This is a genomic window from Mucilaginibacter tolerans, from assembly GCF_030519375.1.
Lineage (GTDB): Bacteria > Bacteroidota > Bacteroidia > Sphingobacteriales > Sphingobacteriaceae > Mucilaginibacter.
Window position 1 is genome coordinate 1 of the sequence record NZ_JAUMKB010000001.1, and the last position, 17,871, is coordinate 17,871.

The window sequence follows — 17,871 nt, forward strand, 5'->3', positions numbered from 1 at the left end:
AAGGATAATCTTGCTGCTATTTGAATATTGTACTTTTATTTATTATTAATCCTGTATCGTTTTTTTAGGACTAGTCACGATGACGCACATGGTGACGATGCATGAAATGATGATGACGAAAATGCGTTTGCGCGCGTGCAGCGGTAAACACCAACGTCATTAAAGTCATCATTGCTATTACTTTTAAACACTTCATTCTATTTACGATTTAATTAGTAATTACGGTAATCATGGTCGTGGTCATCACGGTCATGATTGTGATCATGATCATCCCAATGACGCCTGTGATGTTCTCTGTATTCTATTGAACAGCTTGACATAGCTACTGATGCAAATATCAGCAAGGCTATTAATCTTATTATTTGCTTTTTCATGGTAGTAATATTTTGTATTACAGATGTATAAATAAAACCATTCAGAATCGGAATAGTTTCTATTTTTCTTTTCATAGCAGCGTCGTACTGTCAATTAAACTTGAACCTGGCAGCAAGCGTTGGATATACCTGTAACAGGTTTTCGCTGGTCAGGGGATTCATGCATAGTACTGAAGCAATTCCCGCTCACTTTAACTTTTTTCGTATAGCAGCGAGTAACTGCAGGCAATAGCTCCCATCGTATCTTCCTCTATCACCAGTAAATCGCTAATCGGTTTCCTGTGATCGGCGAGTCATTGTCAAATCCAAAAGGTAACCTATTTACGCGCAATACCGTAATAATCTCATAATTCATGAGAGGCTATATTACCATACCTAAGTCTGTTCCATGCCGCAACTGCAAATATTGCGGGTCGCGCCCCATTGTCGCTCTTAGCGGCAAAGATGGGTATGTGGTAAAATGCCCTGTGAACAGCAACCATTATCAAACACCGGCTGGACTGATTGATATTGACGATTGGAATGCCTATAATATCCCAAATACAGAGCTTGAGCCAGAAAGAGACCAACTGGTTGCCTGCTACGACAGCAAACTCAACTATACTTTCTTTCTGCCTGTATAAATGTTACACAGATTTTAATTCAGTTATTAGCTTTTTTGTACATTGCTTGTATGAAAAAGACCAATCTGTTAAACCTCGTACTATTACTGGCAACGCTTACATTTTCGGGAGTTTGCTACGCCCAGGACAATAAACCAACCATGAATCATGTGGCCATTTGTACACACGATTTAAAACGGAGTGTAGCTTTTTATAATGATGTAATGGAACTGACCAAAATCCCCAATCCTTTTCATGACACAGTACACCAATGGTTTGCTATCGGCCCTGGCAATGCACTTCATGTGATTCAGGCTGATTGTCCAGCTGTAGCCCATGATATCAACAATCACCTGTGCTTTAGCGTCCCCTCAATTGAAGGCTTTATGAAACATCTCGATCAATTCAACATTAAATATGGTGATTGGGCTGGCACCTACAAGAAAACCCAACTGAGAACCGACGGCGTAACCCAGATCTATTTTCAGGACCCGGATGGTTATTGGATAGAGGTTAATAATGCTAAATAGCTCTACTTTTCACCATAAATAATGGTCGTACCAAAATCAAGCAGCGCCCTTCTGTTGGTGCTATTTGCATTAATAACAGCGTAAACGTCATTTTTAATAGCTTCAATTGTGGTTTCATCCATTTTTGCCAGCGCAGCAATTACAGACTCTGAAACATCCGTCCTGTTTTGCCAGTAAGTATCAGCGTCAATAAAATCGACCTTGCCGGTAAGCTCCTGTTCGCCAAGATGTTTAAAACCTGAATTTGCAAAAATATCAGTCATCAGTCCCGCTTTGGAACAACGGAACATGCCAGGCGCGCCTGTAGGAAGTTGTGGCAATTCGATATACTTATTGACAACGTCTATCATGGCGGTGTACCAAAAGTTTTTATCCGGAGCGCCCCAAACTGAAATAGCCATGCGGCCGCCAGGTTTCAGCACACGGTACATTTCATTAGCAGCCACCTGCATATCCGGAAAAAACATAAAACCCATCCGGCAACTGATTTTGGTAAACGTATTATCATCAAAAGGCAATTGGCTAACATCCGCTGCTTTCGTGCTATAGTTTTTTAGCCCTTTGGCAGCAGCATTTGCCACAGCTATCCGCAACATTTCTTCAGCCAGATCGGTGCCTGTTACATTTCCTTTCCTGGCAATCGCAGCAATAGTCAGCCCCGGTTCGCCGGTACCGGCAGCAATATCCAAAACCATATCGTCTTCTTTTATTTCGAGCCGTTCAATGATCGCCTCACCCACCGGACGCATAAATTGCATGATAAACTGATCCCATTTTTGCCACCCGGTTGAAACTTTGTTCCACACCTGTTTTTGCTCTTCGCGAATTTGTTCTTGCTGAAGTCCCATAATACTTATTGTAAACTTAGACATTTCAGCGCTTCGTTTTTAGCATTGAATGTTTTGTGAGCCACAAATGACATAGAAATGTTATGTTTAAATTGATAGTTGACAAAGCCTATAACTTAAATAGAATTATTTTTACATTTACCAGACTTTGTAATAATAAATGTTTAAACATATAATTATACATTTGTCTCATAATTTTAAAACAGTCCATTAAAAAGAGATTAAAAAATGAAAAAGATCATTCTACTAGCTGCAGTTGCCTTAATGAACACCGCAGTATTTGCGCAGACATGGAAAGTAAATAAAGCACACTCGCATTTTACATTTACCATCACCCACTTAGCCGTGTCCGATGTTGACGGCGTATTTAAAGATTTTGATGCTACCATTACTGCTTCAAAACCTGATTTCAGCGACGCTAAAGTTGAATTTGTTGCGCAAACAGCTTCTGTAAACACTGGTGTTGATCAACGCGACGGTCACTTAAAAAGCCCTGATTTTTTTGATGTAGCTAAATACCCAACTGTTAACTTCGTTAGCACCGCCATCAAAACAACTTCTCCTAGTCATTACAAACTAACTGGTAATTTAACTTTGAATGGCGTAACTAAACCAGTTACTCTTGACCTTGTATACCGCGGAACGATTACCAACCCAATGACTAAGGCACCTGATGCTGGTTTCTCAGTTTCTGGATCTATTAATCGCTCTGATTTTACTTTCGGCAGCAAATTTGGTTCTCCAATGCTGAGCGACGAAGTTACTTTCAAAGCCTCAGGTGAGTTTGACAAAGCAAACTAATAAGAAATTTAATAGCGATTAACCATTGTAAAAGCGTTCCGGTTCCCGGCGCGCTTTTTTTATACCCTTTTAAATACCATAGTGCGGCCAAGCAACTTTAGGTGCCAGTAGCCCTTCACCTTCATAGTGCCGTCTTTATCGATGTATCCGGCAGCGTCCCATTCCTTACCGTGCTGGGCATCGTATATTTTTCCGCCTTCCCAGGTATGGCTATCCCAATCATAATGAAGACCTCGTAATATCTCCAGCCCCAATATTCTCCGATTGCGCAGGGCCGGGTCTGGATTATGCTTATCGCGCCATTCTTCCATAGGCTTGCTTGGATCATCATTAAACCATATTATTTTGGCCTTGAACTGTTCTTTTTCCTTATAAACCTCAACCATCAGCTTCTTATCGGCCGACAACCATTTACCCAATATCCTATCGTTCTCGGGCACAGCAGCATGAGATTGAAAGTTTAATCCGACAAAAAACAGGAGAGACAGAAATTTAAACATAGCAGATAAACGGATAACCGGCGCAGCGGTTTTGCAAATATCCGATATAAAACGCGGATATCAACGTTTCATTACACGCTCACATATTTCTATCCATTGCTGTGGTGTCAGTTTCCCCGCTAGTTCACCAATTAATTGGTACGGTATATCGTCCATTTTTTTAAAGCGAATACAACCTGCACCCATATCCAACCTGGTTTTACAATGCTTTGGATATTCACTCACAAACCAGTCTTTCAGCTTCGAATCGCCATAAACGCATGTGGCATATAAAGCAATGTAATTCTTTTGCGATGCCAGGTTAATATACGGCAGCGGCACTTTCGGATTACAGTGATACCCCTTGGGATAAATGGAATGCGGCACCACATAGCCCAGCATACCATAGCCTATTGTTTCCTCAAAGCCAGCCGGAAGATTTTTCACTAATACGTCACGAATTTTACTGATCACCTCCTTCCTGTCAGGCGGAAGCGAATCAATGTATTCCTGCGGTGTTTTAGCCGTGGATTGCATGGGAGTTGACTACGAATAGATAAATATAATCATTCAGATAACACTTGAGGTAGCGCGTCAAACCATAGCCGATCTTTAGCCGCACCTATAATACTATGGTCAATTATTAAATAAAGTGTATTTAGCATTCCTCCATCATAATAACTTATCCTGAGCGGCTGCCAAAACACACCTGTATTTTTTACATAAGTAGATTTATATACTACATCGAAGCCAAGAAATAGCTGACTAAGGTTAGTAAAAGGAATATTCAGTTCAATATCTCCATTTATAATTAAATTACTATCAGTCAGCAGCATCTCACCTTCATGATGGTGCAGGGGTTTCACGAAAGAAAATAAGGCTCGTATCTCGCCTTTAAGTCCGCTTTCGGCAATCTCATCAGGATAACTCCACATTACCTGGCCGGTCATTAGTATATTCATATCATAAATATAAAATCCGAAATCGGACATCCGAAATTCGAAATCTATAATACGTATCTCTTACCGTCTTTATATATTTGACCATAAACCTGTTTCTCCTCCATGAAAAAACTGCCACTGCTACTACCAATACTACTATTATCATTAGATATGTCTGCTCAGCAAAAGAATATCTATCACAAGGGTTGGGTCGATTTTAACAAAAATGGCAAGATGGATGTATTTGAGGATCCATCGCAGCCCGTTGATAAACGCATCAATGATTTGCTAAACCAAATGACTGTTGAGGAAAAGACCTGCCAGTTAGCCACGCTTTATGGGTATAAACGGGTTTTGAAAGAGGAGATGCCTGCTGAATCATGGAAGCATGAGGTATGGAAAGATGGCATTGCCAATATTGATGAAGAACTGAACAATCTTACTTCGCATACTGACGATGCCCCAACCCAATATTCGTACCCATATAGTAAACATGCGGCCGCTATCAATACCATACAACGCTGGTTTGTGGAAGAAACCCGTATGGGCATCCCGGTTGATTTCACAAATGAAGGTATTCACGGCCTTAACCATGACCGTGCTACTCCTCTGCCTGCACCTATTGGCATAGGCAGCACCTGGGATAAGAGCCTGGTTCGGCAAGCTGGTCAAACTGTAGGGCGCGAGGCAAGGGCTTTAGGTTATACTAATGTATATGCTCCAATCCTCGACCCAGCCCGCGACCAGCGCTGGGGTCGTGTAGTAGAATGTTATGGCGAAGATCCTTTCCTGATAGCCGAATTAGGCAAACAAATGACCCTCGGCATACAAGAAGAGGGTGCCGCATCTACCTTAAAACATTTTGCCGTTTATAGTGTCCCTAAAGGCGGTCGTGATGGCGCAGCGCGTACCGATCCGCACGTAGCACCACGCGAAATGTACCAGATATATCTTTACCCTTTTCGTAGCGTGATACAGGAGGCCCACGCTATGGGTGTGATGAGTAGTTATAATGATTGGGACGGTCAGCCCATAACCGGGAGTTACTATTTCCTGACGGAATTGCTTCGTCAAAAATTTGGCTTTAATGGCTATGTGGTGTCCGATAGTGAAGCTGTTGAATACCTTTATTCTAAACACCACGTCGCGGGAGATATTAAAGAAGCAGTTCGACAGGCGATAGAAGCGGGCTTGAACGTTAGGACCAACTTCACTATGCCACAAACCTATATTTTGCCTTTACGCGAGTTGGTCAACGAGGGCAAAGTCTCCATGAAAACACTGGATTCACGCGTGGCTGATGTGCTGCGGGTAAAATTCAAGCTGGGTTTGTTTGATGATCCTTATGTGAAAGATCCAAAAGCAGCAGATAAAATTGTTCACACAGCAGAAGCTGAGGCAATGAGCCTGCAAATGAACCGCGAAAGTATGGTGTTATTGAAAAATACAAATAACCTGCTGCCATTGAATAAATCCGCCTTCAAAAAAATATTAGTAACAGGCCCATTGGCTGCTGAAACTAGCTATGCGATCAGCCGCTATGGCCCGTCGCACAATCCTGTAACCAATGTGGTTGATGGTATCAAAAATTATGTAGGTAAGGGTACTCAGGTAAATTATGTAAAGGGTTGCGATGTTGTTGATGCTACCTGGCCAGAGAGCGAGATCATCGAAACCGCGCTTACTTCACAGGAACAAGCAGGGATCGACTCGGCGGTAAACCAGGCCAAACAATCGGATGTGATAATCGCCGTTGTTGGCGAAGATGTGGACCGTGTGGGTGAAAGCCTTTCACGTACAGGATTAAACCTGCCCGGTCGGCAGCTAAAGCTGATAGAGGCTTTGCAGGCAACTGGTAAGCCGGTTGTGATGGTCATGATCAACGGGCAACCGCTCACCATCAACTGGGAAAACAAATATGTACCTGCTATTCTCGAGGCCTGGTTCCCCGGGCCGCAAAGCGGCAAGGTAATAGCCGAAACGATCTTCGGAGATAATAATCCGGGTGGAAAGTTATCCATCACCTTTCCTAAAACTACCGGACAAATTGAATTCAACTTCCCATTTAAACCTGCTTCACAAGCCGGGCAAGGCGGTTCCAATAGCTGGGGCAAAACCAGTGTGAATGGTGCACTATATCCTTTCGGGTACGGTTTAAGTTATACTACTTTCGACTTCAGCAACCTTCAGGTATCACCCGAAAAAGAACATCAGCAGGGAGATGTTAAAGTAATGGTTGATGTATCTAATACTGGTCAGCGCAAGGGCGACGAAGTAGTGCAACTATACCTGAAGCAGGAGATCAGCGATGTAACCACCTATGAGTATGACCTGCGCGGTTTCGAACGTGTAACTCTCCATCCTGGTGAAAAGAAGACAGTGGAATTTACGCTGCATCCCGATGACCTCGCCATTCTGGATAAAAACATGAACTGGACAGTTGAACCAGGTAAATTCCAAGTCATGATTGGCAATTCGTCTGAGGATATTAAATTGAAGAAAGAGTTTGAGGTAGAGAAGTAAGATGAAGTCGGAATAACAGCACAAAACCCACATCAAAAAAATTTAAGTGTGTATAGTACAACTAAACATTTGCAGATTATTTTCTAAATACATACTTTTATAAATATTTTAAGAAGTTTTAATGCTTTCTAAACCTGCATAACCTAGATTATTTGATGGAAATAAAACCAAAGACTGTAAAAAGCGCTCAGTTAAAAAATCTGATCGTAAAACAGCTATATTTCGATAACGCATTATCCTGCGCAGAATTGAGTGAACTTTTTGATAAAAGTATCCCTTCAATCACAAAAGCAGTTAACGAACTGATTACAGAAGGCTTTGTGGTGGAGCATGGCTATGCGCCTTCAAGCGGTGGCCGCCGTCCCCTTTTATATTCTATTAAGCCAGATGCTATGTACATCCTGGCTATCGCGATGGATCAGCTCTCGACACGTATACAGTTACTCGATCTTCTGAACAGGCCGGTTGCTGATTCATTGACCTTCGACCTGCGGCTGTTAAATAACGATGCAGCATTGGCAACCCTGGTAAAAAGCATCAATAGTTATATCCTGAAGTCGGGGATACCAAAGGAAAAAATTGCGGGTATCGGTATGGGTATGCCTGGTTTCATCAATGTGCGCCAGGGCATTAATTACACCTATCTTAATGCAGGTAGCAAGAGTCTCGTACAATATTTACATGATGAGATCGGCTTGCCTGTTTATATCGACAACGACTCGAGCCTTATTGCACTTGCCGAACAGCGTTTTGGTATAGCCAAAGCCCAGCAAAATGTGATGGTGATCAATCTGGGCTGGGGTATTGGTCTGGGTATGATCGTTAACGGCGAAATATTCAGAGGGCATAACGGCTTTGCAGGTGAACTGAGCCATATCCCGTTATCCGACGATGATGCACTTTGTGCCTGCGGTAAAAGAGGCTGCCTTGAAACAGTAGCGTCGATGCAGGTTGTAGCCGAAAAAGCAATAGAAGGCATAAACAGCGGCAGGGCTACCAGTCTTAAAGACACCGGGGCTGCAGCGTCAAAGGCCTTGCTTGATGACATTCTGGATGCAGCCGGTAAGGGCGATCAGTTTGCTATCGAACTCCTTTCGGATGCTGCTTACAAAATAGGCAAGGCACTAGCTATCCTTATTCATATCATGAACCCACAAACCATTGTATTAAGTGGTCGCGGCGCACGTGCAGGAAAGATTCTGATGGCTCCAATACAACAGGCTTTACACAAATACTGTATCCCCCGCCTGGCAGAAAGCACACAACTGCTGATATCAGATCTGGGTTTTGATGCCGAATTAATAGGCGCGGCAGTTTTGATGATGGAAAATTTTGAAAAGGAAATAAAAAGCGTGTCCAGGCTCGAGGTTTAGTACCCAAGCAAACATATAACATAAGCTTTATTTTGTCCTAATGGCATTTATGTTTAACTTGGTTGCGGTGAACCCTATTAATATCAACTATGCGCATCCTCATCTTAGGTGCAACCGGTAGAACAGGGCGGGTTTTATTGCGCGAAGCTTTAAAACGCGGCCATCAGGTAACTATATTGATAAGCCATAAAGGTGCGCTAAAGATAAAACCCGAATTAGTCGAAGTATATGAAGGGACACCGTTAAACAAATTTACCTTATCCGACGCCATGCGCGGTTGCGATGCCGTTTTAAGCAGCCTGAATATTTCCCGCGTTTCCGATTCACCGTGGTCAAAGCTGCGTACTTCAAAAGACTTCTTATCAGCATCTATGAAGCACATCATTCAAGCCGCAGGCGAGACTAATGTCAGGCGTGTTATTATCACTACAGCATGGGGTGTGTCCGAAACACGTAAAGATACACCATTCTGGTTCCGGTGGCTGATAGATAACAGCAATGTCCGTTATCAATACCACGATCACGAGAAGCAGGAAGCTTTAATAAAAGCATCCAATCTGGATTGGACCATCATACGGCCCGTGGGCCTTACCGATTCTGAAAAAAAACGCGAAGTGAAAGTATCCTTCGACAATCAACCCAAACCATCGACAACCATCAGCAGAAAAAATGTTGCGCTGTTTATGCTGGATGTGCTGGAGAAAAATCTGTATACTAATCAAATCCCGGTGATATCAGAGAAGTGAAAGCTCTTCCGTTTTTACTTCGCTATCAATCGCAAAGACCTGTGTGGCTACAGCAACTCCATCAAATCGCCCAAACTGCCAATCGTCGCGACAGCCCCCCCATCAATCCTTCCAAAACCGTAATCAGCGAAAATAAAGGGCACACCTGCTTTGGCTGCCGAATCGCGGTCGCCTTTGGTATCACCAACATAAACTGATGCTTTCAGCTGATGGTCGCTTACAATATCTTTAATATTCTCGGCCTTAGGCTGACCCTTTGTTCCATAGCACTGATGGCCCGAAAAATACTCCGCGACAGGGCAATGGCTAAGGAAAGTCTCGATATACCCGCTCTGGCAATTACTAACAATGTATAGCTTGTATTTACCAGCAAGATATTTAATGGTTTCTGCAAGCCCAGGATATAAATCGCCGCCTTTGGAATCGAGCATATCAATTTCGCTTTGCGCACATATAGCCTTAAAATGATCCCGTTTACTGGTTTCCAGATCAGGCAATAACACCTCAAATATCACATCATAGGCCATGCCTGTAATAGATTTAACACGTTCTACAGTAATTGCATCCTCCACGTAATCTACCTTTTTACGTGCTTCTTCCCAGGCCAGTGCCACATTGCCTGTTGAATCCCAAAGTGTACCGTCCAGATCGAATATAATGCTATCGAATGTGTTTTTTAATGAATTGCTATCTGCTTGCATGGCCGCAAAAATAGTATATTTAGAGCCTAATAAAATCTGCAAAATGAAAACTATAAAATACCTTACTGCCATTGTTCTGTTTATAGCAGTACATACCGTAAAAGCTGCTCCTGCCGACCTTCATTCGGCTATTAACAATGTCTATAAAAGCTACCTGGGCATAAAAAATGCCCTGGCAACCGATAACAGTAAAGCCGCAAATGATGAGGCTAGAAAATTCACCGCCGCATTAAAAGAAGTACCTGTAAGCTCGATGGACGCCAAACAAAAAGCTGCCTGGACAAAATATGCTGAAAAATTGCGTTATGACGGCGAGCACATTGGCGAATCAACAGCTATTGATCACCAACGCGAGCATTTTGGTAGTTTATCAACCAATATGTACGAGGTGGTAAAGGCTTTCGAAATCAATGATATGGTGCTTTACAAGCAATACTGCCCAATGGAAAAGAAATCGTGGCTGAGTGAATCATCTGCCATTAAAAACCCTTACCTGGGTAAAAAGATGCTGGATTGCGGCACCACTAAAGAAACGATGAAGGCATCAGCTAACTAATCGCCGAAAAGCCCTTTGTTTTATGCCAAAACTTTAGTGGTCTCGGACAATCTTTTCCATTGTGCGAGATATTGTCTTCCTATTGGTATTTCGATTTTACCTATTTCGATATCATAATTGGTAAAAGCGGTAATTCTGTTAACAGAGACAATAAAAGACCGGTGCACCCTGACAAATAAATTACGTGGTAACTTAGCAGCCAAAGCTGTTAAAGAATACTTAACCATCAAGGGTGCCGCAAGATGCCTGTAAATCTTTATATAATCTTTGGCGCTTTCTATGTAAATAATCTCGTCCAAAAAGATCTTAACTATTTTTCTGCTTGCTTTAAGATATAGGCATTCACGTTCAGCACGTACGGGTAGCTCTTTCTCATGGGGCGTGCCGGTTTCAATCACCTTATTTACAGCTTTAAAAAATCGTTCAGAGCTCATTGGCTTTAGTAAATAGTCTACGGCATTCAAATCAAAAGCCTCAGCAGCAAATTCTTTATAGGCAGTCATGAAAATTACCCGGGGAGGATGTTGTAAAGTTCTCAGAAAACTAGTCCCGGATAAATCGGGCATTTGTATATCCAGAAAGAGTAAATCTATTCTTTCTGTTTTCATAATCTCCATTGCCTGGAAAGCGGAGTTACATGCAGCCACAACTTCAAGTTGCTCCACCATGTCGGTCCACTTTTTAATTACCATTAAAACTATTGGATCATCATCTATGATTAAGCACCTCCACCGCATATTTAACAAATTTATCTGATTACGTATTGTATATTCAGATAAGGAATAGATAACTGCAATAGTGTTTAAACCATCATCATTTGTTAGGGAGGTTCCCTAAAGTTGTTAGTATTAATCTTTCGGGGTTGATGCAAATATCTGAATTACCAATGAATCAATAAAACATTTATTTCATTAAATACGCATCATTGTACCAGCCATTTATATGACGTATTAGTCAGTGAATAGTTACAAAAAGAAATATGTTTTAGATAAAAGACCTTAAAAACGGAACCAACAACATAGTACAGCATCTAAACAACATATGCTGGTTAATAATGTATTTTATCTGCAAAACCCTGTTGTCTAAATCCCGAACCTATGTCTACAAACGCACAACTGTCTGACCGATTGTAAACACTTTAGCTTTATATCGGATATATTAACTCTTCCTCGCACAACTTTATTCAACCAATTTAAATCAGGACATTATGAAAAGGTTAATTATTCCTTTTTTGCTAAGCGGGTTAATATTAGCAATTGGGGCAAACAGCGTATTCGCTCAGATCCAACTAAAAGAAGTTACTATTTCGAGCGAACCAATCAAAGCAACAGTATCACAAAAGGTATCGGAGGCATTCGCCAGTTTATTTAAGGGTGCGGAGGCGCCCAAATGGTACCAGTCCGATCAAAATTATGTGGTAGATTTTATTATGAATAACCAGATAAATAAGGCAGAGTTTACAAAAAAAGGTTACTTAGTATATCATATGGCTTTTGGAAACGAAAACCAAATGCCTGCCGATATAAGGACTATTGTAAAAAGTAAGTATTTCGATTTTACAATTAACTCTATCGTTAGGATAACCTATGATGAAAAAAGTGCCTGGATTGTTAATATTGAAGACGCCAAACAATTTTTGGTAGTACGGGTAGTAGATGGGGTCATGGATGTAGTTGATAAAATTGCAAAGACCGAAGTCTGAAACAGCAGTCAATTGCTTGCTGTTATAATAGCTGATCTTAAAAAAGGCTTCCGGAAAATCCGGAAGCCTTTTTATTTGACGCATTTTTATTTTGAACACGTTGCACCGCAGGTATTCATATCAGAGCAGGCATTTTTGCTGGTGCATTTACCTGTTTTGTTCTTTTTCAGGCAAGTACCCTGGCATCCCTGTTTAGCCTTTTTAGGCTGATTTTTTATTTCGATACCTTGTGCAAATACGGTTGCGCCGGCCAGTAATAAAGCCGCTACGCCTAAGCTTATTCTTTTCATTTTATTGAATTTTAAATGTTAAAAATTAATCCTGATTGTTTTTCAGAGTGAGCTGGAATGATCAGGATAAGCGCGGCGGTCGCCAGCAATCGGATAGATAGTTGGAAGTTATATGATCGTTTACTGCCGGCTTCTTACTCACAGAAAGTTCAAGGGCTGGATTGCTGAACTTAAACTGGATGACACGGGTAGCAACCGAAATGCCACATGGCACAAACGGGTTACAAAAATCGGTATTGCATGCAGAAGTATTATTGCAAGGCCTGACCGGTATATGGCGTTCCATTTTCTTGCAGCACATACCCGTACCACCCGCTTTTGCCGGGTTCGCTTTTACCACACTCATATGATAAAACGGTTGCATCATCAGCAGGCCAAAATAGAGTGTGAGTATAGACGCGATTAACTTCATCATTACAAAGATAGATACAGGCGGGTCATCAAAAAATAACCTTAACCATTAATACGTTGTATTTTACTTTTCGAACCTTGAAAAATCACATTCCAATGACCTCCTGTCCCAGTGACCCGTATTGGCTGCCGCCTCGTAAGTTGACTGCAGAAACTGCATTAATATTTCTTCAGGATTACCCGACCGCTGAACAACCTCATATAATAACATAAACTCGCCCATTTCAGCGCTAAAGAATGCTTCATTCGGCTGTACTGGTTGTTTGCTGAATTCTGAAGGGGTTGGATAACAGTAGGAGTAAAATACCGGATGCGGGAACTGCTCGCTGCCTGGCCAGAAACCGCATGAACTTACCTCATGCGAATAAGCTTCCTGCATCACCGCCAGCGGGATATTAGGAGCCCCGCCAGGATGTACAGGCGCAGGTCTTCCTGAAAAGCGTGTAACGGCCATATCAAACGCGCCCCAGAAAAAGTGTACAGGACTGCATTTGCCCGTAAACCTTGCCCTGAATTTGGTAAATACGTTATGAATTTTGACTAGTGCGTGGTAAAAATCGTGTATTCTTTCCGCATCGTAGGAACAATGAGTGTCATCCTCCTCAAAAGGAATAGCCGGATCTATTTCATTTGGTGTTGCATAGATATAGGCATCAATCTCCACACTTTGCAGCTTATCAAATAATTCCCTGTAAAAACTGGCTACTGACCGGGGATAAAGATCAACTTTTGCCATATTACCCTCACTGGTCGTAATATGCAGCACATGGTGAATAAAATCAAAATCTATCTGAAATACACCATTTTCGTAAGGAACGCTATGCGTTGATAAGCCATTGGCGCTAACGTAAAGTGTTACATGCCAGGAATGGTTGAGCCAGGGCATTTTTCTCAGCCTGATTTTCCCAACTATCTGCGTCCATAGATGAATGGTGGCCAGGGTATTCTTCCAGTTCTCAAAAGCAAGGCTGGGCCACGCCAATTTTGTTTCTTCAAACATTTTACACAATCCTTTCCTTCTTTCCCGAATCCAGGCTCCGGTAAATGGCATCTACCACCTTCATATCCTTGAGCCCTTCTTCACCCGGTACACGCGATTGTTTATTTTGTTGGACACAAGTGGCAAAATCATCCATCTGCGCAGCCTGCTGATTGATTTGTGGCATGTCCATCGGCCCTTTTGAGGTATAACCATCAATACCGCCATAACCAAATGCTGGCTCTAACCCGAATTTTCCGCGCTCAGCCTCTATGTGCAGATAGCTCCAGTCGTGGTTATAGCTCGATTTACCTTTAGCCACAAACCCACCCGGGAATTCCAGTTCCCAGAAAACAGTCTCATCTACTTCTTTAAAAAAGTCCGGCCGTGTTTTTTCCTGTGTAGCGGTAACAGCAATAGGTTCCTGTCCAAGGGTATATCTTGTCCCCTGTATCGAGTAAATGCCCATATCCATCAATCCACCACCACCTGCCATAGCTTTTTTCAAACGCCAAGCATTCGGATCGCCACGATAAGTAAAACCATTGCCGGTATCAATAGATTTTACCTTGCCATAAATCTGTTTCTGCCCAAGGCGCATAATCTCCAGTGTATGCGGTTCAAAATGTAAACGGTAACCTATGGAGAGCAAACGGTCAGCCTTTTTACAGGCGGCTATCATGTCTGCGCATTCTTTTGCGTTCAGCGCCATTGGTTTTTCACAAATCACATGTTTGCCTGACTGTGCCGCCCTGATGGTATATTCTTTATGCATAGAGACCGGCAGAACTACATATACAATGTCAATGTCCGGGTTATGTGCTATCTGATCAAAATTCTGATAATTATAAATGTTCTTCTCAGGTATATTGTATTGCTTTTTCCAGGCTTCAGCTTTTGCCGGATGCCCTGTAACAATTCCCGCCAGGTAACAATTGTTGGTATGCTGTAAGGCAGGCGCTAACTGGCCAGCGCTATAACCACCAAGTCCCACCAATGCAATTCCCAGTTTTTTAGCAGGTTTGGCAGCAAAAAGCTCAAAAGGATGGCTTAAGGCCAGTGCCCCGGCGCCTAACATACCGGTTTTCAAAAAATCGCGGCGCGAGAAGTTATTTTGTGTCTTCATAAGTCAGGTTTATCATTAGTAAAGATAATAGCTAAATCCATAAAACGTCAATCGAAAAACATTAAAACGCTCGATGGGTAATCCAAGCGTGTGCCCTTCATTGCCCGAAGATTACCCATTTCAGATTCTTAATTATAACAGACACAACCTTAATATGTTATCACATTCTTTCAAAAGGGGGTTGTGACCCTTTTGACTTTCTTTTCAAGGAACTTTAACAGGTTAATTTACGTATAGAAGCAATTACAACCCCTGTAGTTAATAATGCTATATATTTAAAGTCAGGGAAAGACCCCATAATGCAAAATAATACCATAACGTCGGTCAGCCTGGTTACCCGTAAACAAAAGCAGCAATTGCTGGAAGAGTTTAATGATATCAATACATTCTATACAGCCGACGAGACTATTATAACCCTGTTTGAAAGGCAGGCGGCACAAAATCCAGATATGAAAATTCTGGCCTTTGACGAGACTGCGCTAACCTATCAGGAACTCAACGAAAAAAGCAACCAACTCGCTAATTACCTCCGCACCAATTACGATATTAAAGCAGATGACCTGGTTGGCCTGTTGCTCGACCGGAGCGAGTGGATGGTCATAGCCATGCTAGGCGTACTCAAATCGGGCGCGGCTTATGTCCCCGTTGATCCTGCCTACCCGGAAGAACGCATTGCCTATATGCTGGAAGACAGCAAGTGCAAAGTAATGATCACCCCTGGGGAACTTGAGAAGTTTAAACGACAACAAAATAATTACAGCAAACAGAATCTCCCACATATCAGCGGGCTTTCCAATTTAGCCTATGTGATCTACACATCCGGCTCAACAGGCAAGCCCAAAGGGGTAATGGTGGAACACGGTAACCTCGCCTGTTTTAATCAAAATCTTACCGAACGTTATGGTTTTAAACCCGGTATGAAGCTGGCGGCACTTACCACCTATACATTTGATATTTCCGTATTGGAACTCTTATGTACGTTAAGTATCGGTGTGTATGTGCGGGTGATGGACGAGATCGATCCTTCACAGATTGTGGCCCAATTGCGCGACTATCAGATTAATATTTTTCAGCTTACACCTTCGCGCCTTAACCAGCTTACGGCAGCCACTTCAGACTACAGCCCATTATCCTGTTTGGATATCCTGATGATTGGTGGCGAGGCCCTACCCGAAAAAATGTATAAGGGCCTGCGCAAGGAATTACAGCACGTGTCGGTACTTAATGTGTATGGCCCTACCGAGGCGACCATTTGGAGTACATGGTTGCCGATACATGACAGCACTAAAGTTAATATCGGCAAACCACTTATTGGCGAATATGTATACATTTTAAATGAGCAGGGACAATTATTGCCTGTGGGCGCGGCCGGAGAGTTGCATATAGCAGGCACGGGCGTAACCAGGGGCTATCTGAACCGGCCCGAACTAACCCGGGAAAAGTTTGTGGCCGATCCATTCAAGCCAGGCGAACGCATGTATAAAACAGGTGACATTGGCTGCTGGATGGAGGATGGCAATATCGAATGTATGGGCCGGGTTGACGACCAGGTAAAAATACGTGGTTTCCGTATTGAGCTGGATGAGATATCGGCCGTGCTGCAAACGCACAACAAAGTAAAAGAAGCTGTTGTAATAGCCCGCGTGGTAAGCGGAGAGGAAAAAGAGCTGATAGCCTATACCACCGGAAATGCAAAAGCTGCCGAATTGCGGAATTTCCTTAAGGAACAACTCCCGGTATACATGGTACCAGCCTACTATGTAAACATCAAAGCGATCCCTTTAACTTCAAATGGCAAAATCGACCGTAAATCGTTGCCAACACCTAACGAAAGTCATCGCCCTAAACTTAAAAATTCTGCGGCTGCGGCTACCGGTACAGAAAAGAAACTGGCCGAAGCATGGCAGGAAGTTTTGACTATAAGCAGTATTGGCATTGACGATAACTTCTTCGACCTTGGTGCAAGCTCTATGGTAGCCATCCGCCTTGTTAATAAGATAAATACCACATCAGGGGCCAGCTTAACGGTAGCGGCTTTATACCAGCTACCTACCATTCGTCAACTTGCAGAAAAGATAGATTCTAATGCGACTGATGACATAAGCCCTGTTTTACTTTTGAAAAAAGGTGAAGGAATGCCCATATTTATCTTCCCGCCATGGAGTAGCTATCCAACAATTTTTATTGAGTTTGTTAATAGTTTTAAGGGTAAAAATCCACTGTACGGGATTATCTATACAGAAGATACCGAGCATTTCCCCTTTGATACTTTACAGGATTATGCGAAGTATATTATTCTCCATATCACAAAGCTCTACCCTGAAGGTCCGTACGGGCTGATTGGCTATAGCATGGGTGCACGGACCATTCTGGAGGTTGCGGTGCAATTGCAGCAGGCCAATCACGAAATAGGGTTACTGGCAGCTATAAGTTATTTCCCGGCGTTCCCTTCAAAAGGCGTGTTCCTAAGTCGCCGGATGCGCGATGAGATCAGGGTTTTCAAACACATCAACCTGCGCAATAAATTCAAATATCTGCATACCCGCATACCTCATCTTCTGAAATTGGCGGTTAAAGGGGAAAAAGAAGGGCAGGATGTAAAAGTAGATATCGAAACGCAGAAGAAGGTTTTGGCCTTACACGAGACCTACGAACCTGCATCGAAGTATAATGGCAACGTGATTTTGATCTACGAATCGAGCCCCGATGGCCACCCTTCAGAATATCAAAAGGTTCAGGTTTATCGTAATTCGATCTTCAAAAGATTATGGGCCAAACAGATCAACGGGCATGTCCTGGTTAATATAGTCGACACGAAGCACGTTGATTTCTTCAAGCTTCCTGTAGCGAAAAAAGTTGCAGGCATTATTGAATCGTTTTTGTAGAACC

General features: G+C 42.5%; 20 protein-coding genes. 9 read left to right on the forward strand and 11 right to left on the reverse strand.

Annotation, left to right across the window (positions count from 1 at the left end):
• Positions 1–212 precede the first annotated feature (212 nt).
• Complete coding sequence (locus Q3A68_RS00005) at positions 213–449, reverse strand: hypothetical protein (RefSeq protein WP_302898929.1); 237 nt, start codon at positions 447–449, stop codon at positions 213–215.
• 278 nt (positions 450–727) lie between these two features.
• Here Q3A68_RS00005 and Q3A68_RS00010 point away from each other — a divergent pair, with 278 nt between their 5' ends.
• Positions 728–997: a hypothetical protein gene (locus tag Q3A68_RS00010; RefSeq protein ID WP_302898930.1), complete on the forward strand. Its 270-nt coding sequence runs from the start codon at positions 728–730 to the stop codon at positions 995–997.
• A gap of 50 nt (positions 998–1,047) precedes the next feature.
• Positions 1,048–1,506, forward strand: a complete 459-nt coding sequence (locus tag Q3A68_RS00015; protein WP_302898931.1) for a VOC family protein — start codon at positions 1,048–1,050, stop codon at positions 1,504–1,506.
• Between the two features lie 2 nt (positions 1,507–1,508).
• On the opposite strand, the gene Q3A68_RS00020 is transcribed toward Q3A68_RS00015, so the two are convergent.
• Complete coding sequence (locus Q3A68_RS00020) at positions 1,509–2,378, reverse strand: class I SAM-dependent methyltransferase (protein WP_302898932.1); 870 nt, start codon at positions 2,376–2,378, stop codon at positions 1,509–1,511.
• A 204-nt stretch (positions 2,379–2,582) separates the two neighbouring features.
• Here Q3A68_RS00020 and Q3A68_RS00025 point away from each other — a divergent pair, with 204 nt between their 5' ends.
• Complete coding sequence (locus Q3A68_RS00025) at positions 2,583–3,155, forward strand: YceI family protein (protein ID WP_302898933.1); 573 nt, start codon at positions 2,583–2,585, stop codon at positions 3,153–3,155.
• Positions 3,156–3,214: 59 nt separating this feature from the next.
• Here Q3A68_RS00025 and Q3A68_RS00030 read toward each other — a convergent pair whose 3' ends face one another.
• From Q3A68_RS00030 to Q3A68_RS00040, 3 genes are read right to left on the reverse strand one after another with little or no spacing between them, the layout of a single operon-like run.
• The gene (locus Q3A68_RS00030) at positions 3,215–3,655 is read right to left on the reverse strand and encodes a DUF2147 domain-containing protein (RefSeq protein WP_302898934.1); all 441 of its coding nucleotides are present in this window, start codon (positions 3,653–3,655) and stop codon (positions 3,215–3,217) included.
• Positions 3,656–3,715: 60 nt separating this feature from the next.
• Positions 3,716–4,171, reverse strand: a complete 456-nt coding sequence (locus Q3A68_RS00035) for a DUF1801 domain-containing protein (RefSeq protein ID WP_302898935.1) — start codon at positions 4,169–4,171, stop codon at positions 3,716–3,718.
• Between the two features lie 29 nt (positions 4,172–4,200).
• The gene (locus Q3A68_RS00040; RefSeq protein WP_302898936.1) at positions 4,201–4,596 is read right to left on the reverse strand and encodes a hypothetical protein; all 396 of its coding nucleotides are present in this window, start codon (positions 4,594–4,596) and stop codon (positions 4,201–4,203) included.
• 102 nt (positions 4,597–4,698) lie between these two features.
• Here Q3A68_RS00040 and Q3A68_RS00045 point away from each other — a divergent pair, with 102 nt between their 5' ends.
• From Q3A68_RS00045 to Q3A68_RS00055, 3 genes are all read left to right on the forward strand, one after another.
• Positions 4,699–7,098, forward strand: a complete 2,400-nt coding sequence (locus tag Q3A68_RS00045) for a glycoside hydrolase family 3 N-terminal domain-containing protein (protein ID WP_302898937.1) — start codon at positions 4,699–4,701, stop codon at positions 7,096–7,098.
• Positions 7,099–7,253: 155 nt separating this feature from the next.
• A complete protein-coding gene (locus Q3A68_RS00050; protein ID WP_302898938.1) occupies positions 7,254–8,471 on the forward strand; it encodes an ROK family transcriptional regulator in 1,218 nt (405 codons plus the stop codon).
• Positions 8,472–8,560: 89 nt separating this feature from the next.
• Positions 8,561–9,217 (forward strand): NAD(P)-dependent oxidoreductase, encoded by a 657-nt coding sequence (locus Q3A68_RS00055; RefSeq protein ID WP_302898939.1) that lies wholly within the window; start codon positions 8,561–8,563, stop codon positions 9,215–9,217.
• A 47-nt stretch (positions 9,218–9,264) separates the two neighbouring features.
• Here the strand turns inward: Q3A68_RS00055 and Q3A68_RS00060 are convergent, their stop codons facing one another.
• Complete coding sequence (locus Q3A68_RS00060) at positions 9,265–9,960, reverse strand: HAD family hydrolase (protein WP_302898940.1); 696 nt, start codon at positions 9,958–9,960, stop codon at positions 9,265–9,267.
• A gap of 1 nt (position 9,961) precedes the next feature.
• On the opposite strand from Q3A68_RS00060, the gene Q3A68_RS00065 reads away from it, so the two are divergent.
• A complete protein-coding gene (locus Q3A68_RS00065; RefSeq protein ID WP_302898941.1) occupies positions 9,962–10,474 on the forward strand; it encodes a DUF3347 domain-containing protein in 513 nt (170 codons plus the stop codon).
• 20 nt (positions 10,475–10,494) lie between these two features.
• On the opposite strand, the gene Q3A68_RS00070 is transcribed toward Q3A68_RS00065, so the two are convergent.
• Positions 10,495–11,211: a LytR/AlgR family response regulator transcription factor gene (locus Q3A68_RS00070; RefSeq protein ID WP_302898942.1), complete on the reverse strand. Its 717-nt coding sequence runs from the start codon at positions 11,209–11,211 to the stop codon at positions 10,495–10,497.
• Between the two features lie 470 nt (positions 11,212–11,681).
• Between Q3A68_RS00070 and Q3A68_RS00075 the strand changes: the two genes are divergently transcribed.
• Positions 11,682–12,176 carry a hypothetical protein gene (locus Q3A68_RS00075; protein WP_302898943.1) on the forward strand — a complete coding sequence of 165 codons (495 nt, stop codon included), beginning with the start codon at positions 11,682–11,684 and terminating at the stop codon, positions 12,174–12,176.
• A gap of 86 nt (positions 12,177–12,262) precedes the next feature.
• On the opposite strand, the gene Q3A68_RS00080 is transcribed toward Q3A68_RS00075, so the two are convergent.
• The 4 genes from Q3A68_RS00080 to Q3A68_RS00095 all read right to left on the reverse strand — a co-directional run bounded on the left by Q3A68_RS00080 (position 12,263) and on the right by Q3A68_RS00095 (position 14,982).
• Positions 12,263–12,466: a hypothetical protein gene (locus Q3A68_RS00080; protein ID WP_302898944.1), complete on the reverse strand. Its 204-nt coding sequence runs from the start codon at positions 12,464–12,466 to the stop codon at positions 12,263–12,265.
• Positions 12,467–12,527: 61 nt separating this feature from the next.
• Entirely contained in the window at positions 12,528–12,881 is a 354-nt protein-coding gene (locus Q3A68_RS00085; RefSeq protein WP_302898945.1) for a hypothetical protein, read from the reverse strand.
• Positions 12,882–12,941: 60 nt separating this feature from the next.
• Positions 12,942–13,877 carry a DUF5996 family protein gene (locus Q3A68_RS00090; protein ID WP_302898946.1) on the reverse strand — a complete coding sequence of 312 codons (936 nt, stop codon included), beginning with the start codon at positions 13,875–13,877 and terminating at the stop codon, positions 12,942–12,944.
• A 1-nt stretch (position 13,878) separates the two neighbouring features.
• Positions 13,879–14,982, reverse strand: coding sequence for a Gfo/Idh/MocA family oxidoreductase (locus Q3A68_RS00095; RefSeq protein ID WP_302898947.1), 1,104 nt, complete (start codon positions 14,980–14,982; stop codon positions 13,879–13,881).
• A 299-nt stretch (positions 14,983–15,281) separates the two neighbouring features.
• Between Q3A68_RS00095 and Q3A68_RS00100 the strand changes: the two genes are divergently transcribed.
• A complete protein-coding gene (locus Q3A68_RS00100) occupies positions 15,282–17,867 on the forward strand; it encodes a non-ribosomal peptide synthetase (protein ID WP_302898948.1) in 2,586 nt (861 codons plus the stop codon).
• Positions 17,868–17,871 lie beyond the last annotated feature (4 nt).

What these genes read in the sequence shown, in the direction of transcription:
- Q3A68_RS00055 (WP_302898939.1), top strand. Translation starts at nt 8,561, where the DNA reads ATGCGCATCCTCATCTTAGGTGCAACCGGTAGAACAGGGCGGGTTTTA.
- Q3A68_RS00005 (WP_302898929.1), bottom strand. Translation starts at nt 449, where the DNA reads ATGAAAAGAAAAATAGAAACTATTCCGATTCTGAATGGTTTTATTTAT.
- Q3A68_RS00075 (WP_302898943.1), top strand. Translation starts at nt 11,682, where the DNA reads ATGAAAAGGTTAATTATTCCTTTTTTGCTAAGCGGGTTAATATTAGCA.
- Q3A68_RS00010 (WP_302898930.1), top strand. Translation starts at nt 728, where the DNA reads ATGAGAGGCTATATTACCATACCTAAGTCTGTTCCATGCCGCAACTGC.
- Q3A68_RS00045 (WP_302898937.1), top strand. Translation starts at nt 4,699, where the DNA reads ATGAAAAAACTGCCACTGCTACTACCAATACTACTATTATCATTAGAT.
- Q3A68_RS00085 (WP_302898945.1), bottom strand. Translation starts at nt 12,881, where the DNA reads ATGATGAAGTTAATCGCGTCTATACTCACACTCTATTTTGGCCTGCTG.
- Q3A68_RS00020 (WP_302898932.1), bottom strand. Translation starts at nt 2,378, where the DNA reads ATGTCTAAGTTTACAATAAGTATTATGGGACTTCAGCAAGAACAAATT.
- Q3A68_RS00015 (WP_302898931.1), top strand. Translation starts at nt 1,048, where the DNA reads ATGAAAAAGACCAATCTGTTAAACCTCGTACTATTACTGGCAACGCTT.
- Q3A68_RS00065 (WP_302898941.1), top strand. Translation starts at nt 9,962, where the DNA reads ATGAAAACTATAAAATACCTTACTGCCATTGTTCTGTTTATAGCAGTA.
- Q3A68_RS00100 (WP_302898948.1), top strand. Translation starts at nt 15,282, where the DNA reads ATGCAAAATAATACCATAACGTCGGTCAGCCTGGTTACCCGTAAACAA.
- Q3A68_RS00090 (WP_302898946.1), bottom strand. Translation starts at nt 13,877, where the DNA reads ATGTTTGAAGAAACAAAATTGGCGTGGCCCAGCCTTGCTTTTGAGAAC.
- Q3A68_RS00070 (WP_302898942.1), bottom strand. Translation starts at nt 11,211, where the DNA reads ATGCGGTGGAGGTGCTTAATCATAGATGATGATCCAATAGTTTTAATG.
- Q3A68_RS00035 (WP_302898935.1), bottom strand. Translation starts at nt 4,171, where the DNA reads ATGCAATCCACGGCTAAAACACCGCAGGAATACATTGATTCGCTTCCG.
- Q3A68_RS00095 (WP_302898947.1), bottom strand. Translation starts at nt 14,982, where the DNA reads ATGAAGACACAAAATAACTTCTCGCGCCGCGATTTTTTGAAAACCGGT.
- Q3A68_RS00080 (WP_302898944.1), bottom strand. Translation starts at nt 12,466, where the DNA reads ATGAAAAGAATAAGCTTAGGCGTAGCGGCTTTATTACTGGCCGGCGCA.
- Q3A68_RS00030 (WP_302898934.1), bottom strand. Translation starts at nt 3,655, where the DNA reads ATGTTTAAATTTCTGTCTCTCCTGTTTTTTGTCGGATTAAACTTTCAA.
- Q3A68_RS00025 (WP_302898933.1), top strand. Translation starts at nt 2,583, where the DNA reads ATGAAAAAGATCATTCTACTAGCTGCAGTTGCCTTAATGAACACCGCA.
- Q3A68_RS00050 (WP_302898938.1), top strand. Translation starts at nt 7,254, where the DNA reads ATGGAAATAAAACCAAAGACTGTAAAAAGCGCTCAGTTAAAAAATCTG.
- Q3A68_RS00040 (WP_302898936.1), bottom strand. Translation starts at nt 4,596, where the DNA reads ATGAATATACTAATGACCGGCCAGGTAATGTGGAGTTATCCTGATGAG.